Genomic DNA, 25139 nt, shown 5'->3' on the forward strand with positions numbered 1-25139 from the left:
CATTAATAATACTTTGAGCAATTCAAAGAATATAAATTCAAATCTTTCTATTTATTTATCTAAATCAAAAGAAAAGAAATATGAGTATTATATCAATAATCAATTTTCAAATAACAGAAATAGCACATCGCTTAACAACGAAGTAAAGTCCTTTAATAGTTATAATTTGAGTATAGACGGAAGTTATTATTTTAATAAAAATTGGAAAATTATCTCTAATTATAACTTATATACCCGACAAAAAACAGATGATTTCCAAAGTAATCTTACTAATCAATTATGGAATGCAAGATTGCAACGCACCTTTAAAAATGATGAGTTTACTGCCTACTTTTTGGTTAGAGACATTCTTAATCAAAACATAGGAATTGAACGATACAACTACAATAACGTAATTGGAGAAGAACAAAATGATAGATTAAAACGCTATGTCATGATTGGTTTTACATGGAATTTTAAAAATAAACAATAGTTGAAAACAAAAAAATTACAAGCAATGAAATCATTATATTTAGTAATAACTGTACTGTTTTTTTCCTTTTCCTCAATAGCTCAACAATTTGTTGATAAAGCCGAAATTGAGTTTGAGGTCAATACCAATGTCAAGAAAAACATGAGTAACAATAGTTGGGACGAAATGATGAAAGAAAATCTATCGGAACTAAAAACATCATTTTGGACTTATAGTTTTGCCAACAACAAAAGTCTTTTCAAATTTAATCGTTGGAGTGAGAAAACAAGAATTCCCAAAAATCAAAAAGACCAAGATGAAGAAAAAAGTTGGTATTATGATTTTAATACCAATACTATGAGTTCTCAAAAACAGGTTGTTGGCTCTAGTATTGTAATTTCAGATAGTATACCGCCTATTGAATGGAAAATTACAAACGAAAACCGTGAAATTGCTGGTTATAATTGCCGAAAAGCCGTTGGGAAAATCTTTGGTGATGTTTATATATTTGCATTTTATACTGATGATATTACCATTACTGGTGGACCATGCTCAATTAATGGATTACCTGGAATGATTTTAGGACTCACAATACCAAGATTATATACTTCATATATAGCAACCAAAATAAATTTAACCGTTACAAATCCAACGGAAATAAAACCTATTACCGCTAAAAAAATGTATTCAAATCTTGAATTTAGAACTCTAATTGAAGACAAAACAAAAGATTGGTGGAACTATGGAAACGATGAAGAAGAGAAAAAAAGAGAAAAAAATGTTTTTCTTTGGAATGCATTTCTCTAAAATTTATATGACCATCGTCAACTGAATACGTTTTCGGTCTTCATCTACCTCAACCACTTTTACTTGAACGTGTTGGTGGAGTTTTACGACTTCGTTTACATCAGAAACAAAACCAGCTTTTAGTTGCGATATGTGAACCAAGCCGCTTTCTTTTACTCCAATGTCTACGAAACATCCAAATGCGGTGATGTTGTTTACAATTCCTGGTAAAATCATTCCAGTGCGAACGTCTTTTATGGTTTTTACATTTGGGTCGAATTCGAAAACTTTGGCTGCTTTTCTTGGGTCTAATCCTGGTTTTACTAATTCTTTTAAAATGTCTTTTATACCAAGAATTCCGATGGTTTCGTTGGTGTAATTTTCGGGTTTTATTAAATCGATTTTTTCTTTGTTGGCGATTAATTCGTTAACCGAAATTTTTAAATCTTTTGCCATTTTTTCTACAATTCCATATGCTTCTGGATGCACCGCCGAATTGTCTAACGGATTTTTTCCGTTGTGAATTCTAACGAATGCTGCTGCTTGTTGATAGGCTTTTTCTCCTAATCTTGGCACTTTTTTTATTTGTTTTCTGTCTTCAAATGGACCATTTTCGGAACGATAAGCTATAATGTTTTCAGCCATCTTCTCACCTATTCCACTTACATAACTCAACAACGATTTACTCGCAGTGTTAATATTAATTCCAACTGAATTCACGCAGCGAACAACAACTGTATCTAATTCTTCTTTCAATTTTGTTTGGTCAACATCGTGCTGATATTGCCCAACTCCTATCGATTTTGCGTCGATTTTTACCAATTCTGCTAATGGATCAGAAAGTCGTCTTCCGATAGAAACCGAACCACGAACGGTTACATCATAATTTGGAAATTCATCACGAGCAATTTTACTTGCTGAATAAATTGATGCTCCAGCTTCGGAAACTACAAAAACTTGAACTGGTTTATCGAAAGCAATTTTCTTAATGAAAAATTCGGTTTCACGACTGGCGGTTCCGTTTCCGATTGAAATGGCTTCAATATTATAAGCGTTTACCATCGATTTTATCTTTTTCATTGCCATAGCAGTTTCATTCTGTGGCTGATGTGGATAAATGGTTTCGTTGTATAACAAATCGCCTTTTTCATCCAAACAAACAATTTTACAACCGCTTCTATAACCTGGGTCGATAGCTAAAATTCGTTTTTCACCCAATGGTGGCGCTAATAAAAGTTGACTCAAATTTCCAGCAAAAACGTCAATTGCTTTAATATCAGCTTTGGCTTTAGCTTCTTGCAAAGTTTCGTTGGAAATGGCTGGATGAAGTAATCGTTTGTAACTATCTTCAATAGCTAATTGAACATGAGAAATTGATGGACTATTATTGTTTTTGATTATAATCTCATCTATCAAATCGTAAGTTTCGTCAATATCAGTTTCAATTTTTAGTTTTATGAAACCTTCATTTTCTGCACGAAGCATTGCTAATAATCTATGTGATGGTGCTTTTGATAATGGTTCTGACCAATCAAAATATTGAGAGAATTTTTGTGCCGCTTCTTCTTCGGCTTTCTTTTTAACAACTTTAGTTTCAATGACTGCTTTTCGGTTATACAATCGTCGCAAACTTTGACGAACAGCAATATTTTCATTTATCCATTCGGCAACAATATCTCTTGCGCCTTGCAAAGCTTCTTCTTCATTTGGCACATTTTTATTGATAAATTGAGTTGCCAAGAAATCTACATCATCGTTTTTTTGCGATAAAATCAAATTTGCCAATGGTTCTAATCCGTTTTCGCGAGCAACGTCAGCTTTGGTTTTTTTCTTCTTTTTATAAGGCAAATACAAATCTTCAATTTCTTGTAAATCAAATGATTTTTCTATTTTAGACTTTAATTCTGGCGAAAGTTGACCTTGTTCTTCGATAGTTTTTAAAATACTTTCTTTTCGTTTTACAATTTCATCGTATTGTTTAGAAAGTTTGGCAATAGTTTCCACCTGAACCTCATCAAGATTTCCGGTTTGGTCTTTTCGATAACGCGAAATAAACGGAATAGTACAATCTTCTGAAAGCAATTTTAAAGTTGCTTCAATGTTTTTAGGCGTTGTGTTTACTTGGCTTTGAATGAAATTTATATTGGTCATTTCGTGTTTTTTTAATCTTGAACGATAAAATCTTTTGGGTCTTCTTTTTTGAATTCTGGTTGAATATTAATGTGGTTAATGTGGAATTGTGTAAACAAAACTTGTTCTATTTGATGCAATAAATCGTTAAATTCACTCATTTTTATGTCTTCCGAACAGTCTAAATGTGCTTCGAGATGTAATTCTTCATCATTTAAATGCCAAACGTGAATGTGATGCAATTTTCCAGCTCCCGGAATTTTGTGAACTTCTCTAACTATTTCCTTAATATCAATATGTTCTGGCGTAAAAAGCATTAGCATTTTGGTTGATGTTTTGAGCAAATCAATTCCAACAACTATTAGATAAACGGCAATTAAAATGGTCATCACGCTATCAACCCAAAACCAACCAAAATATTTCATCAGTAATCCGCCAACTAAAACAGCAACCGAAGCCAGCATGTCGGTAAATAAATGCAAGTAGGCCGATTTCATATTGAGGTTGTGTTCTGCATCTTTTTTTAGCATTAAAGCCGAAACTCCGTTAACTGCAATTCCTAAAAGAGCCATCCAGATTACCAAACCAGACTTAATTGGATGCGGATTATAAAAGCGTTCAATTGCGCCATAAATTAAAAACAAGGCTACAATAATTAAGGTTGCAGCATTTACAAAAGCAGCAATAAGTTCGGCGCGTTTAAAACCAAAAGTATGATCAATAGATGCTTTTCGGCGCGATAATTTATTGGCAACTAAACTAAAAATTAAGGTAATTACATCCGAAAAATTATGTAAAGCATCTGAAATCAAGGCTAAACTTCCCGAAATAATTCCACCAATTACCTGAGCTATAGTGATGAGTAAATTGAGAATAATAGAAAAAACTAAATTTCTTCCTTTTACTTCGTGTTTATGTATGTGAACTTTAGACAATTGATGATGAAATTAAATTATATATTCTGAATCCTAAATTAATATATAAAAGACCTATAGGTATATTTAGAAAAAGTAAAAAAAGAGAAATCAATATTGATTTTCTGTGTTGTCTATGAATAGCATAACTGTACAAAAGCTGAAAAGTTAAAAAAGTATTTGCAAAGAATGCGGCTACAATAAAAAAAAGAGCAATATAAATAGTGCCATGAAATTTTGTGATATAGTAAAGTAATAAAATAAGGCTTCCTAGTAGAAAAGTAAAAAAAGCTACTCGCCTACTCATATTGATTTGTTCTTTACATTCTTTTAAAAAAAACTCCATGTTTAACAACTAATTTTATCAACTCGTGTTGCGTGTCTTCCGCCTTCAAAATCGGTATTTAAAAATGTATCCACAATTTCTATTGCTTGTTGAATAGAAGTAAATCGCGCCGGAATACTTACCACATTAGCATTGTTATGTTGGCGCGCTAGCGCCGAAATTTCTTTGGTCCAACAAAGCGCTGCTCGAATACCTTGGTGTTTGTTAACAGTCATGGCAATTCCGTTTCCTGAACCGCAAATTACTATGCCTAAATCGGCTTTTCCTGTTTCTACATCTATAGCTACTGGATGACCAAAATCAGGATAGTCAACACTGTCAAAAGTGTCTGTTCCATGATTGATTATTTCGTGACCTTTAGCTGTTAAAAAGTCAACAATTGCTTTTTTATAATCTGGTCCTGCGTGGTCATTTCCTATTGAAATTTTCATACTTATTTATGTTGTAGTTGTGGAAACAAATTTAGGCATTCTTATTTGTATTTCTGTTTGATTTTTATAAAAATACAACTTCCTGATTTACTTACTATAACGCGAGATTGTTGATAAAATATTTTCATAAACACCTGTAAATCATTGCTTTTTATTTAATTTAAATGTTAAAATTTTCGATTGTTAATAGCGTTTTACAAATCGTTGATATTCAGCTAACTTTAAATTAACATGCTTTGTTGACAACTTTAGATAGAAAAGTAGAACTTTTTCTTGGTTGTATTGGTATAATTTGTAATCCAAAATTGGATTGAGAAAATCTAATTTAGTTTGTTCTTTTTTTAGAAAAGTTATCAATAAGAATTTTTGCTTTTTCAACAGAAACTAACAACTAAAGTTATTTACAAAAACTATCTTTTTTAGGTTGTCAACAACTGTTAACTATTTCTAAAAAATACTTCAAAATTAGGTTTTTAACCTTAAAAAAATATGTTGATAAATCGGTATAAAAAAAGATAACTTACAAATCAACATCTAAATTTAAAAGTTATTGTAACAATTAACACGCTATAATAACCATCATAGATTAATTTAAATTTAAATTTTCTTTTTGTTGTTTTTAATAGATGTTGAAAACTTTCGATTTTTAGAAAATAGAATAAAGAGAAAAGAAAATAGATTTTATACTATTTTTAAATTTGAATTTAGATTATCTAAAATCTTTTTTACTTTTTCGATATCGTTTGGATGCACTTTTAGAAGAATGCCACCGTAAGCAAAAGTTGCTAATGGATCAACTGCAATTAGATTTTCGTTTTGAAATAAATACGGAATTCCTTCATGGTCTAAAATAGATTTTAAAACAATGATTTCGTGAGCAAAATTGAAAGTAGCAACGGTTTGAAAATCTTTCATTTCTATTTTTTTATAAAGATACAAAAGTTATATTTTAGATAAATCTTATTACTTACTACTTTAATCTTAATACTTCTTCGTAATTTTAAACTTTATTAGAAAAAGATTATGAGTAAATTACCAAAAAAATTTGGAAAAAAAGAGAAAACATTCTCTGAAAAGATTTTAAAAATACTATCAAAAAATGCCAATAAACCATTCAATTACAAACAAATATGTGCTGTTCTTGAATTGAACGATACCAAAAGCAGAAACGAAATTATTAAAGATTTAAAAATTCTGGCTGCTCAAAAAGTGATTATTGAAAGCGAGCCTGGAAGTTATTTAATAAAAGCTGTTTCACAAGATTATTACGAAGGAACTATCGACATGACTTCTCGAAGAACTGCTTATTTTATATGCGATGAATTTGAAGAAGATGTTTTTATTCCGACCATCAACCTGAATCACGCTTTAGATAAAGATAAAGTAAAAGTTTATGTTTACAACCGTCGTCGTGGTAAAAAACCCGAAGGTGAAGTTATTGAAGTTTTAGAAAGAGCTAAAACAGAATTCGTTGGCGTTATAGATATTCAAAAGAATTTTGCTTTTGTTTCTACGGCTAATGCTAAAATGTACACCGATATTTTTATTCCAAAAGATAAATACAATGGAGCTGTACAAGGTGATGTGGTTGTGGTTAAAATTGAAGATTGGCCAAAAAAAGCTGATTCGCCTTTTGGTTCAGTAATCAACGTTTTAGGAAAACCTGGCGAACATGATACCGAAATTCACGCTATTCTTGCCGAATATGGTTTACCGTATGATTTCCCTGTTGAAGTGGAAGTTTTTGCACAAAAATTAGATACCGCTATTCATCCAGAAGAAATTGCAAAGCGTCGTGATATGCGCGATACATTGACTTTTACCATCGATCCAAAAGATGCAAAAGATTTTGATGATGCCTTATCATTCAAAAAATTAGAAAATGGAAATTACGAAATCGGGATTCATATTGCCGATGTTTCGCACTATTTACAAGAAGGAACCATTCTAGATGATGAAGCTTATAAACGAGCTACTTCGGTTTATTTAGTTGATAGAGTTGTACCCATGTTACCCGAAGTTTTGTCAAATTTTGCTTGTTCACTTCGTCCAAATGAAGAAAAATATACGTTTTCTGCTATTTTTGAAATTGATGAAAAAGCAACGGTTCGCAATCAATGGTTTGGTAGAACGGTTATCAATTCTGATCAACGTTTTGCTTATGAAGAAGCGCAGGTTATTATTGAAACTAAATCTTCAACAATTCCAGCTGAAATTTCATTAACTGGAAAAGAATATAAAGCATCCAATGAAGTTACGGAAGCAACTTTAAAACTAGATGAATTAGCAAAAATTCTGAGAAGAAACAGAATGAATAATGGCGCTATTTCATTTGATAAAGTAGAAGTAAAATTCAACTTAGATGAAAAAGGTGAACCAGAAGGTGTTTATTTCAAAGTTTCAAAAGATGCTAATCATCTTATTGAAGAATTCATGCTTTTAGCAAATAGAAAAGTGGCTGAATTTATTGGTAAACAAAAGAAAACATTTGTGTATAGAATTCACGATGAACCCAATGAAGACAAGCTTTTTGCAATGCAAGCTTTGATTATGAAATTTGGTTACAAATTAGATTTACGCGATAATAAAAATATTTCCAAATCATTAAATCAATTGATGGAAGATGTAAATGGAAAAAAAGAACAAAATTTGATTGATACATTGGCTATTAGAACAATGAGTAAAGCCAAATATTCAACAGAAAATATTGGTCATTACGGATTAGCTTTTGATTATTACAGTCATTTTACATCGCCTATTCGTCGTTATCCTGACGTTATGGTACATCGTTTGCTACAGTATTACTTAGATGGTGGAAAAAGTGTTGATGCCGATGTTTATGAAGAAAAATGTGCCCATTCGAGTAATATGGAAAGTTTAGCAACCAATGCCGAACGCGATTCTATTAAATATATGCAGATTAAATTCATGCAAGATCATAAAGATGAAGAGTTTTTGGGTGTGATTTCAGGTGTTACCGAATGGGGAATTTATGTTGAAATCATTTCTAATAAATGTGAAGGAATGTGTAGAATTAGAGAAATAAAAGATGATTATTACACTTTTGACGAAAAACAATATGCTTTGGTTGGACAAATGTCAAAAGATTTATTACAATTAGGCGACGAAGTTTACGTTAAAGTAAAAAACGCCGATTTAGTTAAGAAACAATTGGATTTTCATTTTATTAGAAAGAATTCATAATTTTTGTAACAATTACAATTTTACTAAGTCTTTAAATTAAAAAGAAAGTATGAAAAAATTAGTTTATAGTATATTGTTTATCAGTTCGATAACTTTTGCACAAGTTGAAAAAAACGTTGGAGATTTTACCAAAGTAACATCATTTGATCAAATAGATGTTTTATTGGTTCAAGGAAATGAAAACAAAGTAATTTTAAGCGGAGCTGATGCTGAAGAAGTAGAATTGGTCAATAAAAATGGCGAATTAAAAATCAGAATGCCATTAACCAAAATGCTTTCAGGCGATAATGTTTCGGCAACTGTTTATTACACTAAATTAGAAGCTATTGAAGCCAATGAAGGTTCAAGAATTTCTTCAGAAGATATTTTTACAACAACTGCTTTTGATGTAATTGCTAAAGAAGGTTCGCAAATAAAAATCAAATTAGAGGTTAGCAGATTGTCATTACGTGTGGCAAATGGTTCTATTGTAAACGTTCAAGGAAAAGCTACTAATCAAGATATTATAGTGAATTCTGGTGGAAGTTATGAAGCCAAAAAACTAATTACCAACCAAACTGTAATTACTACAAACGCTGGTGGCGAAGCCGATATTTATGCTACAGAATTAGTTGATGCTAAAGTAAGAGCTGGTGGCGATATTACCGTTTATGGCAATCCAAAACAGTTAAACCAAAAAATAATCGCTGGAGGAAATGTGCGAAAAGCGAACTAAAAAATAGTTTTGAAGTTGAAAAAGTTTAGGAGTTTATTGTTTTTTAGTTTAACTTTACTTCTAAACTCTTAAACTTTTCAACTTCTAAACTCAAATAATGATTAACGATATTCTTGCTGCCTTTCCTTGGGGAATTTTATTAGCTTTTACTATTGGACCAGTATTTTTTATATTACTAGAAACCAGTATAACTAAAGGATTTAGAGCTGCAATGGTTTTTGATTTTGGTGTTGTATTTGCCGATGTTGTTTTTATTTTAATAGCTTATTTCAGTACCAATCAAATTCTTGAAAAACTTAAAGATGATCCAGGATTATTCATTTTTGGTGGTGTTGTTATGCTTAGTTTTGGAATTATTTCTTATATAAAAGAGAAAAAAGATTTTAAGAAAAAACAAGAAGAAGACTATGATGATGAAGATAACATCAAGAAAAATAATTATTTAGGTTTATTTTTTAAAGGATTTTTACTAAACTTCATCAATATTGGCGTTCTAGCTTTTTGGATGGGAATTATAATAGTTTTTGGTCCAAAACTAAATATGGAAACCAATAGAATTATCCTTTTTATTTCGGTTATAATCATTACTTACTTTGCTGTAGATATTCTAAAAATATTGGTTGCCAAACAACTAAAAAGCAAATTAACACCTTTCAACATCTACAAAATAAAACGTGTTATAAGCGTTATCTTAATGATTTTTGGTGGTTTCTTAATGGTACAAGGTTTCTTCCCAAAAGAAAAAGAAATGATAAAGGAGAAATTGGAACAGTTGAAGGAGTAGTTGAAATTATATTATTAAAATCTAATTAGATTCTTCAGTATAACAAAAAAGAAAGTTCATATCTCCTGCTAACGCGAGCTTCTAGCTCGTGTCTACACAAATATTCAAGAATTCGTTATTAATCTGAAAGTATAGAAAGAAGTATTATAATAATAGTTCATTTTCAAATTTAAAAATGATTGACCACGAGCTAGAAGCTCGCGTTAGCGTTATTAGATTCTGAGGAACGAAGAATGATAAAAAAGTGTTTAAATTTCTATATTTGAAAATAACTTTACTCAATTTTTCTAGATTCTTTCAGAATAACAAAAACAAAAAAAGAGACACATTTCTGTATCTCTTCTTGAGGCATCGTCCGGATTCGAACCGGAGTAGGAGCTTTTGCAGAGCCCAGCCTAGCCGCTCGGCCACGACGCCAATTTATTTATTGGATTGCAAATATAATACAAAAATCCCAAAAAGCAAATTCCAAATTCCAATTTAAAAAATATACTTCTTAAGCTTGGAATTTGGAATTTTAACTATTGGAATTTCTAGTTTCTGTATTCTTCCATTTCTATTGTAACGGCTTCAACATCACCACCAATAGGCGGATTTAGTTTAGAAACGGCTAATAAAATTCGGGAAACCGCTGGAATTTCTTTGAAGATTCTTGTTATGATTCTGTTGGCAACATGTTCCAGTAAATGCGAACGAATTGCCATTTCTTCTTCTACAATTTTGTTTAAAAGTACATAATCAACTGTATCTTTTAATTCATCAGAAAGTGAGGACTTGCGTAAATCGGTTTTTACTTCAAGATCAACTCGGTAATCTGAACCAATTTTTCCTTCTTCTTCAAGACAACCGTGAAAAGAAAAAGTGCGTATATTTTGGAGTTTTATTGTTCCCATTTTATCTGTTGTATTTTGGATCTAGTTTGGTGTATCGTTGCGTACAAGGGCAATTACTGATGTTTTGGAAAATATCTAAACCAAGAGTAACCATGTGTGTTCCTGTATTATAAGCAAAAAAAGCATTTGTGGTTAGTTGATAAGAATAAGCAAAGTAAAAGTTGTTTTTCTTTAAACCAGCCATTGGACCAATATTTAAAGGTTTTGCGACTTGATCATTTAGGAAACGATACGAAATACCAGCCCAGTAATAACTTTCAAAACCAAGCGATCTAACCTTTAAATTTAGGTCGGTTATCGAACGATTATCGCTTTCATAATATTGAAAATGCATTGATGGTTCATATTCTATTCTATCGTTGTTTTCTGATTTCAAAACCAAGCTTGTGTAGATATTATAGTTTCTAAGTTTATTAGGCTCTTTTAGAATAAATCTGTCTGTTTCTTTTTGAAGAATATTATTTGCATTTGCCGTAAAATCCCAATTTTTTTGACGGTATAAAAAACCTACATCAAAGTTGGTGTTAGTCATTTCTCTATTATCTGTTATAATAGGATTTAATTGATATCCATCGGTGAAATTATTAATATCAATGTTGAAGTTATTTTGAACAAATGAAATTCCTAACGATAAGTATTTATCATCATAATAATCAAGAATTAAGTGATGAGCAAACGAAACTTTGAAACCTTTTTGATTGGTGTTTCCGTTTTTATCATTATACATAAATAATCCAATACCAGAACGTTGTCCTAATCTTCCATCGGCAGATAATGATTGGTTGTCTGGAGCTCCTTTTATTCCAACCCATTGAGTCAAACCGTTGACTCTTATCTTGATATTATCACCAATTCCCATATAAGTTGGAGAAACAACTGCAGGATTATCACCTAGATATTGAGTAAAGTTAGGAATTGTTAATTCTTGAGAATAACTTTCAATAAATAGTAAACAGAATAGTATTTTTAAATATGTTTTCATTTTTATCTATCTATAAAGTGTAACGTTTCCAACAAAAGTTCTACCAGCTCCATCATTTACCTCAACAAGATACCAATAATCTCCTGCTGGCAAAGGATTTCCTCTATATTCTCCATACCATTTTTCATGTTTTCTCAAAATGGCAACTTCTCTTCCGTATCTATCAAAAACTTTTGTTATTATATTATCAAAATTATCAATATTTTCGGGAGTCCAACCTAAATCTGGTGTGAAATAATTTGGAATTTCAATCTCATAGAAAGTAGCAGGGATTTGAACTGTTTTTTCGCATCCATTATCATCAATTACAGTTATTATTTGTTGTCCAGTGTAGTTTATAATGTAAACATTATTACTACCATTATTATTTCCGTTAAAAATAAAGTTGTAAGGATCCTGTCCACCGGTTGCAATAGCTGTAATTTGATTTAAGCCTGTTTCAGAAGCTGAAAGTTCTAAAACCACAAATGGATCAAGTACTATGTTTTGAGTTTGCTGAATGCACCCATTGTCGTTTTTAATATAAACAATATGATTTCCCGGTGCAACATTAGTAAATACGTTAGAGTCTTGATAATTATTTTGATTATCTAACGAAAATTGTGTTGTTGGTAGTAAATTATCATTTATAAAAACTTCAATATTATATGTTTGTGAATCACAATTTTTTGGAGCAACAAAATTTGAACTTAAGTCAACAGTTGGTTTCATTGTTCTTGTATAATCAGTTTTACATCCATTTGCATCTCTCACATATACAGTATAGGTTTGTCCACCAAATACTCCTGAGTTTACAGTAAAAGTATTTGTTCCGTTTGCTGCATAATTATTTTCGTTATTAAAACTAAATTCATATCCGTTTAGACCTGGTGTTCCTCCGCTTGCTGTTATTGATATACTACCACTTTCTCCATCGCAAACAGCATCTACAACAACAGGAGTATTATACATTAGAGCAGATGGTTCTGTTACTGTTCGCACTATTTGATTAAAACAACCATTGGCATCTTGGTATAAAACGGTATAAGTTCCAACTCCAAGATTAGTAAGTGTTACTTTATCTGGATTTAATGGATCTATTGTTTGTGCTAGGTTTGGTGAAATAGCAAATTGATATGGTTTAACACCACCAGAAAGAGTAACACTAATTTCTCCATTTTTTTCACCTGCACATTTCACGTTTTTCACCGTTACTGTTGGTGCAGTTAATGTAACAGGTTCTGATACTAGTATTGCTGAAGATAATTGATTACAGTCTCCACTAGTAACATAAACATAGTATGTTTCACCAGGAATAATAGAACCTTCAATATTATTAAATTGACCATTAGTGTTTGGCCCTAAAATATTTGTTCCTGAACTATCTTGTAAATAATATTGATAATTTCCTAAGCCACCAGTTGTATTTGTAACAACTATAATTGCATTGTCATCGTTATTACAATTAACTTCAATTACATTTGATTCTAGGTCAATAACTATTGGTGCAATAGGATTTATTGATATTTCGTTGGTTAAAACAGGCGTACAATTTTTAGAATCTGTTACTGTATATTGAAATACTCCTGCTCCACTTGTTGGCATGGTTGCATTTAAAATAATTGAAGAAGTAAAACTTAGACCGTTTACAATATAAGGTGGCGTTCCACCAGTTGCAGTAATTTCTACTTGTGGTGTAACTGCACATGTTAAACCTGTTTGAAGTGACAATGTAGCCTGAATAGGTGTTGGTTCATTTATCGTAAACGGTGTTAACGAAACATCACAATCCCAACCATCTGTGACACTTAAAACATATCCTACTCCAGCACCTAATCCTGTAAATGTTGGACTCTGTTGTGGACCAACTATAGTTCCATTAGGATAGGTTAATGTATATTGATAACTTCCTTGTCCGCCAGTTACATTTGTAACCGTAACACTTGCATTATTATCTCCAAAACAATCTAACAAATTGGTAGATAAATTATAAGTAGCTGAAATGATAGTTGCCGGATTAAGAGTTATTAGTTGATTTGCTTCACAACCAATTGCATTTGTATCTCTAACCAATACTCTATAATCACCAGAACCTAATCCTGTAAATACAGAAGTTAAACTATAACTATAAGGGCTTACAATTGTTCCTGAAGGCATAGAAACCAATTGATACTCATATGAACCCGAGCCACCTATAGTGCTTGTTACGGTTATTGTTCCTTTATCATTAATGCATGTTACAGGTGAAGTTTGTGCAATTGTAAGTTGTAATTCCTGAGGTGAACCAATACTAATTACATTCGAAATTTTGGTACAATCTTCATAAGAATTATTGTTTGGAATAGAAACGCTAATGGTATAATTTCCAGCGATTAATCCTGTAACTTGTATTGGATTATTACTCGTGTTATTAGTGCCATTTGCATAAAGATTTCCGGTTTCATCAATTACCTCATAATTAAAACTACCATTATAGTTAGAAACCGTAAAGTTCATAGTTCCATCATTTCCATTATAGCAAGTTACATCTGTTAATGGATTTGCATTTACTTCAAATTCTGGTAGCGGATTAATAACATAATCATTTGTTACTACTGAACAATTTGTGGAAGTATCAACTATCAAATAATTATATGTTCCTGGTTGACTTAATGTTGTTGTAAAAGGATTTGAAGTTACAGGAATTGCGACTATCGAAGGTAATAATTGATAAGTATAATTATGTGTTGGATCTCCAATAATAGTGATTTGAACTACTTCATCATCATTACATGTCAACGCAGAAACTTGAGCTACAGTAGCGTCAACTTTTATTAATGGGTTTATTGGTCCAACGGTTTGTATCGCTATACATGAATTTGCATCTTTGACAGTTACCGTTACTGTTTGTGTTGATCCATTGTCAATAATATCAAAAGTATTAAGATTACTAAAATTTATTCCATCAAAACTATATAAATATGGAGAAGTTCCACCTGATGGTGTTGGAACAGTAATCGTAATAACTTCTGGAGAATTTGTTGTTGTATTACATCCAAATGAACCTACTATAATCGTTGGGATTACTAATTCAGGCGGTGTTTGCAATGTAACTGTTTCTACTTTTTGACAACCTCTATTAGATTCAACGGTAATTGTATAAGTGATTCCGGTTGCGGAACCAGCTAAGCCAGTAAACACACCATTATTTTGTGTAATAGTATTTACTCCGTCACTAATCGAATATGTGTAAGGTGGATTATTGTTGCTTACATCAAGTTGTACCGTGATACTTCCATTTGGAATTCCACCATTTAATGTATTACATGAAGGTTGAACAACATCTAAAGTATAATTTACAGGTGTTGGTTGTTCTAATGTTACAGGTAATGTTACAGAACAATTTATTAATGGATCATTATCAGTTATAACAACAGTATAATCACCATGACCTAAATTTGTATTGAATAGACCTGTATTATTTGGGCCATCAATTGTTACACCTAAATTATTTTGAAGAATATAAGTATAACCTCCACTTCCATTAGTTGCATCAGCATCAATTACACCATCATTATTGGCACAACTTGGATGCACAACAGAAGTAATTGTTCCGCTCAATACTGGAAGAATAGTTATTGTTTTTTCGTCAAAACAGCCATTAGAATCTGTTAGTCTAATTGTATGTAATCCAGAAAGTAAACTAGTAACGACAAAAGGAGTTGCGTTTTGTGTTATTGGATCACTTCCATCTATAATATAAGTATAAGGTGCAATTCCATCTATTGTTCTATTTACTTCAATTTCAAATTGACCTTCTGCCGCACATGGATTTAGTAATGTCAAACTTATTTCAGGTGTTGGATCTAAACCAATTGTAATGGTATCTGAAGTTTGGCAACCATTTCCGTCTGTTACAGAAACAGTGTAGTTTCCATTTGCCAAATTTTCAAAATAATTATTAGATGAAAAAGCTTGAACAATTCCGCCTGCATTTGATAATTGATATTGATAAGGAGAAGTTCCACCAGTTGCTGTTGCTAAAATTGTTCCTATATCTGTCAAACAATTTCTATCATTTGTTGCAACTAATTGAATTGCTAATGATTGCGCCGGTGAATCAATTGTAATTACAGGTGAAGTTAGTGTACACTCAGGATAAGCATTTTCATTTATAACAACATAATAATTTCCTGCGGCTAATGTTGCCGTTGTTGTAAATGTTGTTAATGAACTTGAACCCGATAACATAGAAACATTTCCTGGTGACGTAAATACATTATAATTGTAACTTCCCGTATAATTTTGTAAAGTAAATGAAAGTTGACCGTTACTATTTCCAAAACAATCAACAGCTTGTGTTGGCTGAGCAGTGACATTCGTAACAGGATAAGGCATTACGTTATGAGTTGCTAACAAACTACAACCAGTAGAAGTATCTATAATTTCATAAGTATATTGTCCAGTTGCATTTAAAGCTGGTGGTGTAAACGAAGTTCCTGTAAATGGTGTAACGGTTCCGCTTGGTAATAATTGATATGTATAATTACCAGTTGGATTTCCAGTAAATGAAATTGAAATTTGTTCATTAACTGCGCAGCTTAGTAATGGGTTTATAGTAAAAGAAGGATTTGATATTGTTTCTTTGGTTTCAAATAAATATGAAAAAGAGGTACTACATCCTTTACCATCTTTAATATAAACTGTAATCGGTTGCTGAACACCTGTATCAGTTATTACAATATTTGAAGGATTTGTTAAAGGTTGGAAATTTATGTTATCCAAACTATAAGAATAATTAGAATTTCCACCAGTAACAGTAAGTCCATCTATAGTTATTATTCCAGAATTTGTACAAGTAAATGTATACACATTTGTATCACTTGCAACCAAAGGATCAGGATCGGTTAAAGTTATTGGTAATGATAATTGACAACCTCTACTCGACTCTACAGTTACCGTATAATTGTTTTCACCTAAACCAAGATTAAACAAACCGTTGTTTTGAGTAATTGTTGTAAATGAAGGCGCAGATAACGTATAAGTATATGGCGGATTATTATCATTTAATGGATTTAGCAATACTTCTATAACTCCGTTTGTATCACCATTACAACTAGGATTTTGTGTTATTAATGTAAAATCAACAGGATTTGGTTCTTCAAGCTGAATTGATAAAGGAATTGAACAATTTCCGTCATTTATAGTAACCACATAATTTCCGTGACTTAATCCGGTGAAAGTCGCAGTATTTGTTCCGTTAGAGATTGAAACGGGTGTTGGTGTATTAATTGTAAAAGTATAAACCCCAGTTCCGTTTGCAGCTGATACTTGAATTGAACCGCTAGCAGCAGGAATACAAGTTGGCTGATCAACAACAATAACATTTCCTGACAAATTTTGGTTGATGGTAAAAGGAAAATCAAAAAAGCAACCATTTGCATCTGTAATTCTAATTGTATGATTTCCAGAGAAAAGATTCGGAACAGTAAATGTTGTAGCGCTTACTTCAAAAGCTACTCCACCATCAACTTGATAAGTATATGGAGAAATTCCAATATTAGTTACCGTGTCTAGTGTTACTGTTACTTCAAATGAACCTTCGTTGGCACAAGGATTAGTAACAACTACAGAAGTAATTTCAGGAGAAGTATCTAATCCTACATTTATAGGTGTTTGTTGAATACAACCATTTGCATCTTTAATATAAACAATATAGTTTCCAGATTCAACATTGAATACACTTGAGAAATTCCAAGCTAAATCCGTTGCTAATGGAGCAGCCAAAGCAGCATCTCTAATAATAAAATTATATCCAGGAGTTCCATATTGACCAATTGCGGTTACAACTCCTGCATTTGTATTGCAATTATCATTTGTTGCAGTTGCAGTAACAGTTAAAAGGTTTGTTGATTGGCTAATTGGGAAAGAAGCCGAAGCCGATGTACACCCCGCGTTGATACCATCATTTTCTGTAATTAATAAATAATATATTCCAGGTGGAAGAGTTGCAAAATTGGTTACAACTTCAATAGGTTGATCTACAACCGAACTTCCTGTATAAACAGGCGTTGTTGGCGTGTTAGATTGTGAATTAAATATTTGATAACTAACTGAAGTTGTAGATGGATCAAAATTAGTCATAGAAAAACTTACCGATCCATTTCCACTTCCTGTACAACTAACATTTTGAAATACATCTATTGTAGTTGTAATGGTTGAAGGTGTTATAATTGGCGCATTTGCAGTTTCAAAATAGTAACAATTGGTTACCAAATCTAATACAATAAATGTATAGGTTACGCCTGGAATTAAACCTGTAAAAGTGGCAGTTTCTGGTGTACCAGCATCCGCAGGAATCCAACCTGGACCCGGATAGACAGGTGGTGTGTTTTGTGTTAATATTGCAAATGCATAGGAACCACTTGCAACAGGAGAACTTACGGTTATTATTGCTGTTCCACCAGAAGCACAATTCGCTGTGGCTGTTGAAACGTCAATATCTAAATCATTTGGTGGTGAAGCTATAATAATATTGTTTGTAATTAGCGAACAACCATTTGCATCTATAACTTCAACACTGTAAATACCAAAATTTAATACAATAAAAGTGTGGTTTTCATTACTTACAGTTGAGTATTGGTCTATTAATCCAAAATTATTACTCAAGTAATAAGTATAAGGTTGTGTTCCGCCTGTTGTATTTTCTACATTTATTTGTCCATATTGTGTTCCAGAACCTGTACATAAAATGTCGGTTTTCGTTATATTATAAACTACAGAATTTGGTTGATTTATGGTAATTGTTTCAGTATCAGTACAAAGATTACTGTCTCTAACAGTTACTGTATAGGTTCCTGCTGTAAGACCAGAAAACGTTGGCGAAGCCTGAAAAGTTGTTCCATCAATACTATATTGAAATGGTCCAATTCCACTTGAAGTATTGATTGTTGTTGTAATACTTGCATTATTATTTCCATTACACAATATTTGTGTTGTTTGAACCAAAGATGTTATGCTTGGGTTTGTTATTGGATTTACAGTAATAAAATTAGTTACAAAATTACAACCTGCCGAATCAGTAATACTAAATTGATATGTTCCAGCAGTTGAAACAATGTAATTAATTGGATTTGATGTCACGTTTGTTAATGCTCCAAAACCAGTATTGTTTATATTTATTTGGTACTGATAAGGTGCTGTACCGCCAGTTATGTTTATGCTTATTGTTGCATTTGGCGATGTTGAACAATCAAGACTTTTTGTCAATGTTGCATTTGCTAATAATTGCGGTACAATAACTTGACTTACTGTTGCGGTACAACCGAACGCATCCACTACTTGTATAGTATAATTTCCCGGTGAAAGATTTGTAAAAATAGCATTGTTTTGTAATGAACTATAAGAACCACCATTTAGTTGAATTTGATACTGATAATTTGGCGTACCACCTGAAGCTATTACTTCAAATGAAGCACCATTAGTTGTATCATAACATAAATCAGAATTAGTCAAATCAACAACAATTGATGGGTTTACATATGGATTTAATGTAAATGATTGACTCACTTCGCAACCATTTGCATCTGTAACTTTAATAGTATACGGATTTATGTTGTCTGGCAAAAGTGTAAATAGTCCAGAACTTTGAGTTAATTGCGTTCCGCTAGGATAGGTTAACGTATATTGATATGAACCCCAACCACCAGTAGCCGTTGCATTTACTGAACCTCCAATAGTACAAGTAGGCTGCGTAAAAGGTGCAGTTAAAGCTAATTGAGCGCTCGGCGAAAGCACTGTAACAGATGTTGTTGCGGTACAATTTGTAACCAAATCTCTCACAAGGATTGAATAGTTTCCTGCAGCAAGGTTAGATAAAACGATTTGTGAATTGGTTTGATTTGTAACAACTGTTGCTGAATTCACAGAATAAGAATAGTTCGAACTAAATCCTGAAACTGTAAAAGTAACTCGTCCATTAGTATCATTTAAACACGCAACATTATTATTTACCAATCCACTTACAGAAATTAAAGAAATGGACTGAATAGGTATATTCTTTTGATATACACAACCATTTGCATCAGTAACTTTTACTGTAAATATTGTGGTTGCAGAAACAGGTAAATTGTTGAAATTAGCTGTATTTCCAGCCACACTTGTTGGATTAATTGTACTAGGAGAAATTATTTGATAAGTAAACGGAGCTGTTCCTCCTACTGCTGAAGCTTGTATGTTTGTACTCAAACTTGGGCAAGTAATTGCAGACGAAGTCAAAGTTATGTCTGTTGGCGATAGAGGAACGGTTAATGTGATTGGATTAGTGGTAATAATACATCCATTTGCATCTTTTATGGTAATAGTATAAGTTCCAGCACTTAATCCTGTAAAAATAGGATTTGTTACAAATGTAATTCCATTGATACTATATTGATAAGGTGCTGTTCCGCCTGAAATAGCTGTTGCTTGTATGGTTCCAGTTGTAATTATACAAGTTAATGGTTGAACCAATAGTGATTGTCCCAACAAAGGTTGAGGTTGAGTCAAAACAAATGTTTCTGTATCAACACAATCCTTAGAATCTTTAACGCCGATTGTATAAGTTCCAGCGATTAAATTTGTGAAAACATTTGAAGTCTGATAAGTACCACCATTTATATTGTATTGAAATGGACTTGTACCAAAAGAGGTATTTAGGTTTACAGTCAATGTTCCATTATTATCTCCACCGCACAAAGGAGAAACAGGAACAATAGAAAGTATTGATGGATTTGAAATAGGACTAATTGTTATAGTATTCGTTTGGAAAACACAACCTTGAGCATCTGTAATCTGAAATTGATAATTTCCAGCAATTCCTGTTGTATAAGTAAAAGATGAACCAGTTACTGGATTTAATGTTCCCCAAGCCCCATTATTGAATTTTACTTGATATTGATAAGGACTCAATCCACCATTAATTGAAACATTTAGTATTGCTTGCGGATTTGTCGTACAATCTAATGTTTTAGTTAAAACAGCTTGCGCGGTTAATTGCGGATTGATAATTTGAGTTATCGTGTCTTCACAACCATAAGTATCTACTACTCTAATTGTATAAGTTCCAGCTCCTAAATTGGCGAATGTTCCACTATTTTGTAATGTTCCACCGTTTATTTGATATTGATAACCAGGAGTTCCTCCAGTTGTTGTTACTATTAATGTTGCTCCAGAAGTATTTGATATACATAAATTTGATGTAGGGCTCAGAGTTAAATCAGGATTGGTAGTTGCGTTTATTGTAAAAGTTGATGAAACAATACAGTTATTTGCGTCTTGAACAGAAATAGTATAAGGACCTGTTTGAGATAAATTTCCAAAGACACCACTTAATTGTATAATTGTTGATGTATCAGGTTGTGTTAAAGTATATTGATAAGAACCCCATCCACCGGAAGCTGTTGCGTTCAAACTTCCATTTGCAATACATGTTTTAGGTGTAAATGGTGCTGATAATTGTAATGCACTTGATGGTTGTGTAACAGTAACTACTCTTGTTGCCTGACAATTTGTTTGTGAATCAGTTACAACAACTGTATAAGTTCCTGCAACAAGATTGTTAAGCGATATTGATGTTGCTGTTTGATTTGTAAATGGAGTTCCACCATTCAATGTATAAGAATAAGTTGTATTAAAATTTGCTACTGCAAACAATGCCGAACCAGTTGCTGTTCCATAACATTGTACATTTGAAATAGTATTTCCATTAACAGTTATTAAATCTATAGCCTGTATTGATCTAATTTCTTCATATGAACAACCTTTTGCATCTGTAACTCTTATGGTATATGTTCCTGCTGCTAAACCTGGAAAAGTAGCTGTAGTTCCAGAAGCTGCAGAAGGATTTATTATTGAGGGAGAAATTATTTGAAAAACATATGGTGATGTTCCTCCAACTACAGTAGCTGTAATCGTACTAACTAAGGTAGGGCAAGTTAAAGGAGTTGATGTAAAAGTTAAATCAGTTAGTGGCGTTGGAGTTGTAAACTGAATAGGAGTTGTTGTTATTAAACAACCATTTGCATCTCTAATAGTTATTGTAAAATTTCCTGCTGATAAATTTGGAAAAACATTTGAAGATTGCCATGTTGTTCCTCCATTAATACTATATTGATATGGGGTTGTACCTCCAGAAACATTAATTGCTTGAATAGTTCCTGTAGTTGTACAAGAAAGATTTTGAACTAATTGTGAGGCTCCAACAAGTAAATTTGGTTGCGTAATTGTAACATCGATAGTATAAAAACACTCTCTATTCCCTTTTTTATATTTTACAGTTATTGTATAAGTTCCAGGTGCTAAGCCACTAAAAACATTTGAAGGTTGATAATTAGTTCCATCAATACTATATGACAAAGCATATCCATTTGTAGGTGTTGCAGTCACAGTAATTGTTCCATTAGCCAAACCAAAACAAGTTACATTTGTATGTGTTTCAGTTGTTACAGCTGGTGGTTCTAAGTTGATAGTAACAGTATTTGAAATTGCTGAACATCCATTACTGTCTATTACAATAAATTGATAGTTTCCTTGCCCACCTATTTGAACATCAAAAATGACACTTGTTTGAAAATCATAGTTGGCTGGATTTACAGGGTTTCCATTATAACTATATATGGCATAATTATATGGAGGTTGACCACCAGTTGGGTTTACCTGAATATTTCCTTGAGTACAACTTATGTGTTGTGATACAGTTGCAGCAAGAGTTAAATTAGCTAAATTATTTATGGTAACATTTTGAGTAAAGGTACATCCATCATCTGTGGTTGCAGTAATTGTATATGTTCCCGAATTCAAGTTCGAAAAAATATGATAAGCACCATTTACAGGCCCAACAGTATTTATAACCGTAGCGCCTTGACTTAAAGTATAGTAATATTGTGGAACGCTATTACTTAAATCTATTCTGATACTTCCAAAACTACCATTACACAATATGTCATTTTTAACAACTGTAGCAGTAGCAGTTATTTGAGTAATAGTTACAGATAACTCAAAAATACACCCGTTATCAACACCAGTTTGTTTTATAAATACCGTATAAGTTCCTCCAACTGTTATAGGAAAAGTGTTACTTGTTTGCCATGGACCAGCTGAGCTTAGGCTAAATGTATAACCAGCAGGAACATTGTTTACAGTTATTGATCCTGGAGTATTACAAACTATGTCATTTTTTATTATTGTTGGAGCTAAATTGTTTTTGTAAACATTAAAATAGAATGTTTTAAAACAACCATTTTGATAATTAATGATTACCCTATATTGACCAGCAGTATTTGCAATGTAATCTTGTCCCGTTCCTACCGTATTCCATGTACATGCTGGGTTTGTATTTGGACAATTATTTATTCCAACAGGAGCACAACTTGCAACTACTAATTGTTGCCAAATGATACTTGTAGCATCAGTAATACTCAAATGTATTGGAGTATTATCTGTAGTTCCACATAAAAATATTTTTGGCAATTGTTCTCCGTTATTTGGACAAATTACGACCTCATCAGCAAATGGAATAACAGGATTATTAGTTACAGCATTAGCAAAAGGAACCACATGTACAATTTGATCTATTGATTTACAAGGAGCAGGTGTTGTCATGTGGACAATGTAATTTCCAATGGAGGATACCACAATTGATTGTGTAGTTCCAATTATTTGACCACTAGTATTTTCCCATTGATAGGTTGCATATCCATTTGGAGCTGTTAAAACTACAGAATTTCCACAAAGAATTGCTGTACTTTCAAATATACAATCATGAATATCTACTAAATAATTAGTTGGGCCAGGAACATTTTGAGTACATAAATCAAATATACTGTAACTAGGTGAATCAAATGACTGCGAGTTTTCTTCTCCTTGATAGGAAACAAAAGCTTGATTTTGTATAAAATTTGAACAAGCATTAACAAGTTCTTCACAACTGGCAGGTGTTCTTACATAAATTTTTATTTCGTAAGCCGCACCATTTTTTATAACTAAATCATTAGGTATGGTAAAAACAAATGTCTTGGTTGTAGAGTTGTAAGTATAAGTAATATTAGAACCAGCTGGTACAACAACATCTCCAGGCTGAATTGTACCACCGTTTGGAGGAAAAATAATATTCTCTGGTAAAATATCTGTTATGGTAAAATTAACGGCATTATCATTTCCATTGTTTTGAAAAATAAGAGAATAATAATAACCTTGATTAATGGTCAAGGTATCCTCGTCTAAATCCTCAGAAGTTACAATATCTCTAACAGTTTTTATTAGTGGAATCTCAGGGGCTATAACCTCAACATCAAATGATGAAAAGAAAACATCATATTTATCTTGATTAGTTGTTAGTCTCAAGGTAGCACCTGTCCCGTTATTTGGTATTATTTGATTATACGGAGGAGCTGATGGCGGACCAGTAGTCTGTAGAATTTTGTTTAAATGGGAATCCCAGCCTAAGGTTTTTATGCTATTTGGATTTCTATCAGTGGCAGCATTGAGTGCTACTCCATTTAAGGTAATTGACGAGTTAAAAAAATTAGTGCTACCTGCATTACCAGGATTAGATAAATCTGTATAGGTAGCAGGATTAAAGGGCGGTATATTGGTCGGCACAGGATCAGATTTTATACTAAACTTGTCTCCGCTTAAAGTGGTATCTCCTTCTAATGCCATTACACCAATTCTTGCATTTACTGGCTGAGGAGAAGGTAAGGTTTGAAAACCACTTACATGAATATCCATTGGCGCAGGCATTTGAGTTTTAATTACTGCATGCCCATCAAAAGTAGTAATGTATTTACTTGGTTTCGCTACATTTTCATAAACAATAACTAATGACCAACCACCAGCTACACCACCTAAAATTTGTTGATTTCCAGTTCCATTTCCGCCTTTACTAACTCTAATGTTTCCAACATAATAATCTCCATTCGGATTTAATAAAGCAGAAATTATTGGAGTTACATCTGCGTAACAAGAATAAGGCCCGTGTCTTATATCATTTTGAATTGTTAAGTTAGGATCGGTATCTCCAAAACCATCGTATAAAATATCTGTTGCAGTTACATTTACATAACTTCCTCCAGGAACTTTAAATTTGACTTGATTCCAATCATTAAATCTACCCGATGAAGGAACATTTCCGGTCTCATATCGGTAAGTTGCGGCCCAATATAAACCAGCATATACTACTTTTGAACAATTTACATCATTTATGGTTAGTTTAGCACTACTTGAATTTCGTGTTGTTACATCGTTGTCAATATCTACAAACACCATATCAATTTGATCATTTGCTGAGTTACCGTTATAGGCATTACTAACATGTCTGCTTACAATATTATTACCAATAATAAGCATATCACCACGAACAGTAGTGTTATAACGAGCATCAAATTTATTTCTAATACTTGGATTTGTAGGGTCAACATCTGGTGGTTGTGAATAACCAATAACAACACACAGCTGCAAAAACAACAATAAAAGTGTTTTGATAGTAGGTAATTTTGTTTTCATTAT

The 25139-nt window shown here is 32.3% G+C and carries 12 protein-coding genes and 1 tRNA gene; 5 read left to right on the forward strand and 8 right to left on the reverse strand.

From position 1 onward, the window contains the following. Both O9267_RS02880 and O9267_RS02885 read left to right on the forward strand, forming a co-directional pair. The coding region (locus tag O9267_RS02880; protein WP_298175777.1) for a hypothetical protein at window positions 1-472 on the forward strand (472 nt) is incomplete at its 5' end. A 24-nt stretch (window positions 473-496) separates the two neighbouring features. Next, entirely contained in the window at window positions 497-1258 is a 762-nt protein-coding gene (locus O9267_RS02885) for a GLPGLI family protein (RefSeq protein ID WP_298175779.1), read from the forward strand. Between the two features lie 3 nt (window positions 1259-1261). On the opposite strand, the gene O9267_RS02890 is transcribed toward O9267_RS02885, so the two are convergent. From O9267_RS02890 to O9267_RS02905, 4 genes are all read right to left on the reverse strand, one after another. Next, the gene (locus tag O9267_RS02890) at window positions 1262-3388 is read right to left on the reverse strand and encodes a Tex family protein (RefSeq protein WP_298175781.1); all 2127 of its coding nucleotides are present in this window, start codon (window positions 3386-3388) and stop codon (window positions 1262-1264) included. An 11-nt stretch (window positions 3389-3399) separates the two neighbouring features. Next, window positions 3400-4302, reverse strand: coding sequence for a cation diffusion facilitator family transporter (locus tag O9267_RS02895; RefSeq protein ID WP_298175782.1), 903 nt, complete (start codon window positions 4300-4302; stop codon window positions 3400-3402). Window positions 4303-4629: 327 nt separating this feature from the next. Beyond that, window positions 4630-5058, reverse strand: coding sequence for a ribose 5-phosphate isomerase B (gene rpiB / locus O9267_RS02900; protein ID WP_298175784.1), 429 nt, complete (start codon window positions 5056-5058; stop codon window positions 4630-4632). Window positions 5059-5739: 681 nt separating this feature from the next. After that, window positions 5740-5973 (reverse strand): DUF2007 domain-containing protein, encoded by a 234-nt coding sequence (locus O9267_RS02905; RefSeq protein ID WP_298175786.1) that lies wholly within the window; start codon window positions 5971-5973, stop codon window positions 5740-5742. Between the two features lie 108 nt (window positions 5974-6081). On the opposite strand from O9267_RS02905, the gene rnr reads away from it, so the two are divergent. From rnr to O9267_RS02920, 3 genes are all read left to right on the forward strand, one after another. Beyond that, window positions 6082-8262, forward strand: a complete 2181-nt coding sequence (gene rnr, locus O9267_RS02910) for a ribonuclease R (protein WP_298175788.1) — start codon at window positions 6082-6084, stop codon at window positions 8260-8262. Between the two features lie 49 nt (window positions 8263-8311). Further along, on the forward strand, window positions 8312-8977 hold the full coding sequence (locus O9267_RS02915) for a head GIN domain-containing protein (protein WP_298175789.1): 666 nt from the start codon (window positions 8312-8314) through the stop codon (window positions 8975-8977). A 97-nt stretch (window positions 8978-9074) separates the two neighbouring features. Further along, on the forward strand, window positions 9075-9761 hold the full coding sequence (locus O9267_RS02920) for a LysE family transporter (RefSeq protein WP_298175792.1): 687 nt from the start codon (window positions 9075-9077) through the stop codon (window positions 9759-9761). Window positions 9762-10107: 346 nt separating this feature from the next. Here O9267_RS02920 and O9267_RS02925 read toward each other — a convergent pair. The 4 genes from O9267_RS02925 to O9267_RS02940 all read right to left on the reverse strand — a co-directional run bounded on the left by O9267_RS02925 (window position 10108) and on the right by O9267_RS02940 (window position 25136). Next, window positions 10108-10178: transfer RNA gene (locus tag O9267_RS02925), tRNA-Cys, on the reverse strand. Between the two features lie 116 nt (window positions 10179-10294). Continuing rightward, window positions 10295-10654, reverse strand: coding sequence for a dihydroneopterin aldolase (gene folB, locus O9267_RS02930; RefSeq protein WP_298175794.1), 360 nt, complete (start codon window positions 10652-10654; stop codon window positions 10295-10297). A gap of 1 nt (window position 10655) precedes the next feature. After that, a complete protein-coding gene (locus tag O9267_RS02935) occupies window positions 10656-11636 on the reverse strand; it encodes a type IX secretion system membrane protein PorP/SprF (RefSeq protein ID WP_298175796.1) in 981 nt (326 codons plus the stop codon). A 6-nt stretch (window positions 11637-11642) separates the two neighbouring features. Next, window positions 11643-25136, reverse strand: a complete 13494-nt coding sequence (locus O9267_RS02940) for a T9SS type B sorting domain-containing protein (RefSeq protein WP_298175798.1) — start codon at window positions 25134-25136, stop codon at window positions 11643-11645. Window positions 25137-25139: the final 3 nt, after the last annotated feature.

This window comes from Flavobacterium sp., from assembly GCF_027531705.1.
In the GTDB taxonomy this organism is placed as follows: Bacteria; Bacteroidota; Bacteroidia; order Flavobacteriales; family Flavobacteriaceae; genus Flavobacterium.

Coding starts and splice junctions, on each gene's coding strand:
- O9267_RS02890 (WP_298175781.1), bottom strand. CDS start 3,388: ATGACCAATATAAATTTCATTCAAAGCCAAGTAAACACAACGCCTAAA.
- rpiB (WP_298175784.1), bottom strand. CDS start 5,058: ATGAAAATTTCAATAGGAAATGACCACGCAGGACCAGATTATAAAAAA.
- folB (WP_298175794.1), bottom strand. CDS start 10,654: ATGGGAACAATAAAACTCCAAAATATACGCACTTTTTCTTTTCACGGT.
- O9267_RS02935 (WP_298175796.1), bottom strand. CDS start 11,636: ATGAAAACATATTTAAAAATACTATTCTGTTTACTATTTATTGAAAGT.
- O9267_RS02920 (WP_298175792.1), top strand. CDS start 9,075: ATGATTAACGATATTCTTGCTGCCTTTCCTTGGGGAATTTTATTAGCT.
- rnr (WP_298175788.1), top strand. CDS start 6,082: ATGAGTAAATTACCAAAAAAATTTGGAAAAAAAGAGAAAACATTCTCT.
- O9267_RS02905 (WP_298175786.1), bottom strand. CDS start 5,973: ATGAAAGATTTTCAAACCGTTGCTACTTTCAATTTTGCTCACGAAATC.
- O9267_RS02915 (WP_298175789.1), top strand. CDS start 8,312: ATGAAAAAATTAGTTTATAGTATATTGTTTATCAGTTCGATAACTTTT.
- O9267_RS02940 (WP_298175798.1), bottom strand. CDS start 25,136: ATGAAAACAAAATTACCTACTATCAAAACACTTTTATTGTTGTTTTTG.
- O9267_RS02885 (WP_298175779.1), top strand. CDS start 497: ATGAAATCATTATATTTAGTAATAACTGTACTGTTTTTTTCCTTTTCC.